6 protein-coding genes are annotated in these 5,702 nt (G+C 39.0%); all 6 read left to right on the forward strand.

Going from position 1 to position 5,702, the window contains the following annotated elements; genetic code table 11:
• The first annotated feature begins 175 nt into the window (after nt 1–175).
• Entirely contained in the window at nt 176–1,147 is a 972-nt protein-coding gene (locus PSE7429_RS21220; RefSeq protein WP_009629425.1) for a glycosyltransferase, read from the forward strand.
• A gap of 103 nt (nt 1,148–1,250) precedes the next feature.
• Nucleotides 1,251–1,958, forward strand: coding sequence for a PIG-L deacetylase family protein (locus tag PSE7429_RS21225; protein WP_158467663.1), 708 nt, complete (start codon nt 1,251–1,253; stop codon nt 1,956–1,958).
• A gap of 44 nt (nt 1,959–2,002) precedes the next feature.
• Nucleotides 2,003–2,995 (forward strand): hypothetical protein, encoded by a 993-nt coding sequence (locus tag PSE7429_RS21230; protein ID WP_009629427.1) that lies wholly within the window; start codon nt 2,003–2,005, stop codon nt 2,993–2,995.
• The gene (locus PSE7429_RS21235) at nt 2,992–3,597 is read left to right on the forward strand and encodes a class I SAM-dependent methyltransferase (protein ID WP_009629428.1); all 606 of its coding nucleotides are present in this window, start codon (nt 2,992–2,994) and stop codon (nt 3,595–3,597) included. Before PSE7429_RS21230 ends, PSE7429_RS21235 begins: the two co-directional genes overlap by 4 nt.
• Before the next feature lie 11 nt (nt 3,598–3,608).
• Nucleotides 3,609–4,334, forward strand: coding sequence for a glycosyltransferase family protein (locus PSE7429_RS23945; RefSeq protein WP_009629429.1), 726 nt, complete (start codon nt 3,609–3,611; stop codon nt 4,332–4,334).
• Nucleotides 4,335–4,488: 154 nt separating this feature from the next.
• Nucleotides 4,489–5,616, forward strand: a complete 1,128-nt coding sequence (locus tag PSE7429_RS21245) for a glycosyltransferase family 4 protein (protein WP_009629430.1) — start codon at nt 4,489–4,491, stop codon at nt 5,614–5,616.
• Nucleotides 5,617–5,702: the final 86 nt, after the last annotated feature.

A 5,702-nucleotide genomic window follows, 5' to 3' on the forward strand; every position in this document is an offset into this window, starting at 1 on the left:
CGGCGCTTCGCGCCGCCACTCTCTATTAGTTTTGATTTCCTGACTTAAGTGAATATAATGGCGTAGCCATTTCTGAACTTGGCATTACTTGGCATTACTTGGCATTACTTGGCATTACTATATATCCCATCAAGTCCCATCAAGGAATTAGAAATAGAGTTATGGTTGTTTCCCTATGCCACCATTAGTATCAATTATTATTCCTTGCTATAACAATGAGTCTTTTGTAGGAGAGGCGATCGCTAGCGCGATCGCGCAAGACTATAACCCCATAGAAATCATCGTAATTGACGATGGTTCGAGCGATCGCAGTATAGAGATTATCAAGGGCTTTGGCGATCGAATCTATTGGGAGACAGGAGAAAACCTTGGCGCACCAAGGGCAAGAAATAGAGGAATTGAACTTGCTCGAGGTGAATATATCAAATTTTTAGATGCCGATGATGTGTTGTTACCCGCCTGTTTATCTAGACAGGTGGCACTTGCTGAGCAAATTGATGCAGCAAGTAAGGCGATTACCTATGGTGATGCAATTTGGGTGGATCTTAATGGTCAAACTATCCCCAGTTTTCCGTTACGTCCGCGCCAAAAAGATGAAGATGCGATCGCCCATATCCTTGCCCATAGCCCTCTCACTTCTTGCCCACTACACAAACGTCAGTATCTTTTAGCAATTAGTGGTTTCGATCCATCCCTACCGCGAGGACAAGAATATGATCTCCATCTACGTTTGGTATTGTCGGGAGTGGAATTTCGATATGACCCGCATCCAGTTTACAAATATCGCGAATATATAAGCGATCGGCGGATCAGTCAAAAGCCCTACAGTATTAAAGGAGCGATGTTTCAGTTTCAAACTCTGCAAAGGCATTGGCAACTGATCGAAACGCAAACGAATAAACCATTGCAGCCGCAAGTCCGCGCAATTCTGGCTAGACGTTTTTGGATATTTGGACGTAGTATTCTACGAGAGGGCTATATAAATGAAGCGAGGGATTACTTTGATGTTGCACAGAGCCTTGATTCTAAAAATTGTATGGCGGGAAATACAATCTACATACTATTAGTAAAACTGTTAGGTTTTTATCGGACAGAAATATTAATTACTAAATTTAAATCCCTATTAAAACTAATAGCAATAGGATAAATTTTCGTAATCTTCAAAGGCAAATCTCATACTCCCGATTTATTAGCCTGTGATGCAAGATCTTCGTGTTAAGAAAATTCGTCGATTGATAGGTTATAAGATCATGCAAATGTTATCTTGTATCCTCCAACTAGCTTTACAAATTAGTAGCAAAACCCTCGCCATTAGCCAAAAATCTGTAATAATTTTTGCCCCTCATCAAGATGATGAAACTTTAGGCTGTGGTGGTTTAATTGCACTGAAACGAGAAAGAGGAATCCCTGTTAAAGTTGTTTTTATAACTGATGGACAGTTGAGTGGTAGCGGTAATATTGAAGTAAAAGATGTAATTAACATCCGCAAAAAAGAAGCTTTAGAAGCATTAAATATATTGGGGATTGCACCATCAGATATTTATTTCATTAATCAAAAGGATGGCTCTCTTCAAGAATTATGCCAACAACAACAACAACAGTTAGTCAATCAATTAGTAGGTTTTATAGCCTCTTTTAATGCAGAAGAAATATACGTACCCCATCGCCACGATTGTCATCCCGATCATGAGGCTTCTTATAAACTGGTGGTTCAAGCGATCGCTCTATCTGGATTAAAAGTGGATTTGTGGCAATATCCTGTGTGGATGCTATGGCAAAACCCCTTAAATCCTCAAATTAACTTACAAAGCCTGCTCAACTGCTATCATATTTCGATCAAGTCCGTCCAAAAGAAAAAGCAGCAAGCGATCGCTTGCTATCAATCCCAAATTATCTCTGCAAATCCTGAGTTTTTATTCCGTTTTTATGCTGATTGCGAGATATTCTTTCGTGATTAGATCATCAAATGGAAGGATTGGTTTAGAGTTCAACCGATTGAGCCATGTCACCAAACAAAATGGAGCCTTTACAACTACAACCAAATATTGGGGTATATTTTTCAGCCAACGATCATGTTTATGATTGGGCGATCGCTTTTCTGAATAGTTTTAGAACTTTCAACCCTGATTTGCGATTAGTTTTAATTCCCTTTAACGAAACCTGCGATCGCCTGTTCGCATTGCAAACTCAATATAATTTTGAATTGTATATCGATCCTTCATTCTCTCAGTTAGAAGCGATCGGTCAAGCCCTCGAACTAGGACATACACCGACAGGTCCTTATTGGTTTAGGCGCTATGCTGCTTTTTGGGGTAAATTAGACCGCTTCCTATATTTAGATACGCGACAAGTAGTTTTAGCCGATCTCATACCCTTAATTACTGCCCTAGATGAATTTGAGTTTGATTTTTTGCATTACGATTGTGCGATCGATCAGGTATATCAAGCAGGAAAGTTTCGTCAAAATTTATTATTAAAATCGAAGGGAAGGGGATTTCTATCGGGATTGTGGGCATCCAAAAAGGGACTTTTTTCCCTCGAAGAATTTGAGGAATTCGCAGTTCAAGCATTAGAAATTCGCGATCGATTAAATCCACGCAATACCGATCAGGCATTTATTAACTACTGCTGTGATATGAAACCTGTCAGGTATGGACACTTTGCCGAAGTTTTAGGTGGCATTTGCCAAAATGCATGGGCAAGACAATCGGGTCATATCTATCGAGAAAACAATAAATATTATCGATGGGATTATGGTGGATTAGATCACAAAAAGCAAGTTGTGTTAATCCATTGGGCAGGATATAAATGGGATGACTTCCTTCCCCATAATTGGATATTAATTTCATTTATGGGAAATAGCAAGATGTTATATTGGCTCGAATATATTGGGAGATTGATTGTAAAAGCCCCTCATCTATTACTTAAAAAACTGATTTCGCAGCAACATATAAATTTTGCCTATCACTATATAAAGGGTCGTATTAAGCAATGAATTTGAGATATTATCCAGTCAATTTCCGTCATTATGTAAAGTACAAAATAGGGCTCACTCCCGCCTATACCCAAACGTCTGAATCCGAGCGCAAATGTTTACAAAAGTATGCTACAGGCAAAAAAACACTAGTTGAAATTGGTGTTTTTGAAGGAGTGAATACCAGACAGTTTAGAAGTGTAATGAATGCCGAAGGAACAATTATAGCTGTAGATCCCTATCCCAGAAGCTTCTTCAATCTACTTGGATTTGCTTGGATTAGACGAATTGCCCATGTAGAAGTTGGGAAAGTCAACAGAGGCAATGTTATTTGGGTGGAGAATCTGGGTAAATTAGCGCCAAAGGAAGAGAAAGTTATGCCCCATCTACCTGTGGACTTTCTATTTATTGATGGCGATCACTCCTATGAAGGAATCAAAGGAGATTGGGAAGCGTGGAGCGATCTAATTGAATCTGGAGGGATTGTTGCTTTGCATGATAGTTTTAATGGCAAACAGCCTCGTATTGGATCGGAGATATTTACTCAAGAAGTTATTTTAAAAGATCGGAGATTTACATTTATTGAATCTGTAGATACTCTAACGGTAATTCAAAGAAACTAACTAGATCGACCATGACTCAATCACCCGAATTTCACGAACAAACATTTATGTTTAGTATTGCCACCAATGGTTATGACATGATTTTTAAGCATTGTCTCGATAGTCACCAAAACTATGCTTTGAAACATGGATATAAATATATAGCTTTTACTAAATCTCCAGTTGATGGCATCTCTGGGACTAATTCTGCATGGCTAAAAGTGGCAATTATTCTGAGAGCGCTAAAAAAAGGATATCGTAACGTTTTTTTTGTCGATGCCGATGCCTTAATCCACGATTTTGCTCCATCCATTGAATCGGTTCTCATTCCAGATAAATTTATTTATATGAGTATTGAATCTTCTGGAAATTTTAATTCAGGCGTTATTTTTATTGCCAACGAGCAGCGATCGCAAAGTTTTTTTGAAAGTCTTTTATTAAGGGCTGATATTCCCAACTTTATGTTGCCCAAATCTGAAAGAAACTTGTATGAGAATGGTCATGTAATTAACCTTGCCAAAAGATCATCAATCGTACAAATCATAAGTCCCAAGTGGAATTACAACTACAATACTTTGCTGAAAGAAAATGAGAAAGAATATATCTTACATGGCAGGGGCATGTGGTTAGATAAACCCCGATCTCAGGGCAAAACCATGACGTTCACTCAAGCATTATTATCCAGACTTATGCAAGGCTCGCGCTACTTCTTACTTAAAAAACTGTTGCGTTTTTATGAGCTGGAATATCAATTTTAAGTGGCTCAAACCCGAAAAGATAGGTGGCGGCGCAAAGCGCCGCCACCTATCTTTTAAAATCCAGATCTACACGCTGCGCGTGTGCCGCAGGTTTCAAAATGGCAACGCCATTTTGGGAATTGGTATTAAACACAACTATAGGTTGCAATGACTAATGAAAATAGTTTCCTATATCCATCCTAAAAGTACGTATCTTCCATGTACAGGAATTGGGAGACATATTAATCAAATGCTATTGGGACTAGAAGCCTGTCAAGAGATAAGCTTACAATTACTGTTTTCAGCACAGTGGCTATCTGCTCACCACAAACTAGACGAGCGTTCTCCATTATCTTCAATTCCTTTTACTACTTTTCCCTCTACTGAAAATGCTACAGAGAGAACATGGAAATTATTGGGATTTCCACAAATGGATCGTTACGTTTCAAAGGATACGGATTGGCTCTATGCACCCATGCAAACCTATATCCCTATTTCTAAATGTCCAGTTGCCATTACTCTCCATGACATTCAAGCATTTGAGACTAACTTACCTTGGTCGCATACATGGCAACATAAACTCTTCCGTTTTAAGTGGTCGGGATGGGTTAATCGGGCGTTATCTGACAGCCGAATTATTTTTACGGTTTCAGAATTCTCTAAACATCGGATCGTAGAACTTCTAGATGTCGATCCTCAAAAAATTATTGTGGTTGGTAATGGAGTCGAATCACAATTTTTTGATATTTCTACCGTCGATCCGAATACATTAATCCGACCTATTGCTGAGCCCTATATTTTGGTTATAGGAGGGCTAAAATTTAAAAAAGGAGCAGATTATGTCTTGTCTGTGGCAAGAGAATTAAAATTACATAAGAGCGATTTACAGATTTTGGTTGCTGGCGATTCAGAGTCAAAATATCTTGCTGTTGAGCAAGAGTTCCCAAACTTAAAGCTACTTGGAATTGTCCCAGATAAGGATTTACCAAGACTATTGCGATGCGCATCTTCCTTACTATTTCTTTCCCACTACGAAGGCTTTGGCATTCCTGCGATCGAGGCGATGGCAGTTGGTACTCCTGCGATCGTTAGTAATCGGGCTTCATTACCTGAAATCGTGGGTACGGCAGGAATCATCGTCGAACCAGAACAGATAAAATCTGTTGTCGATATCCTTATGCAACTTCAAGAAAATTCGCATCTGCGCGAAGATTACATTCGCCGAGGATATCAACATTCACAATATTACACTTGGGCTCGTTGCGTTGACGTTGTTCGGAAAGCCTTTTATGAATATATTTAAGTAGTTCAGCATAATTAAAAAACAAAACTAGAAGAGCGTATCGCCCGCTAAGCGGGCGATACGCTCTTCTAGTTTCTTACTCCCTT

It is taken from the genome of Pseudanabaena biceps PCC 7429 (assembly GCF_000332215.1).
Classification (GTDB): Bacteria; Cyanobacteriota; Cyanobacteriia; order Pseudanabaenales; family Pseudanabaenaceae; genus Pseudanabaena; species Pseudanabaena biceps.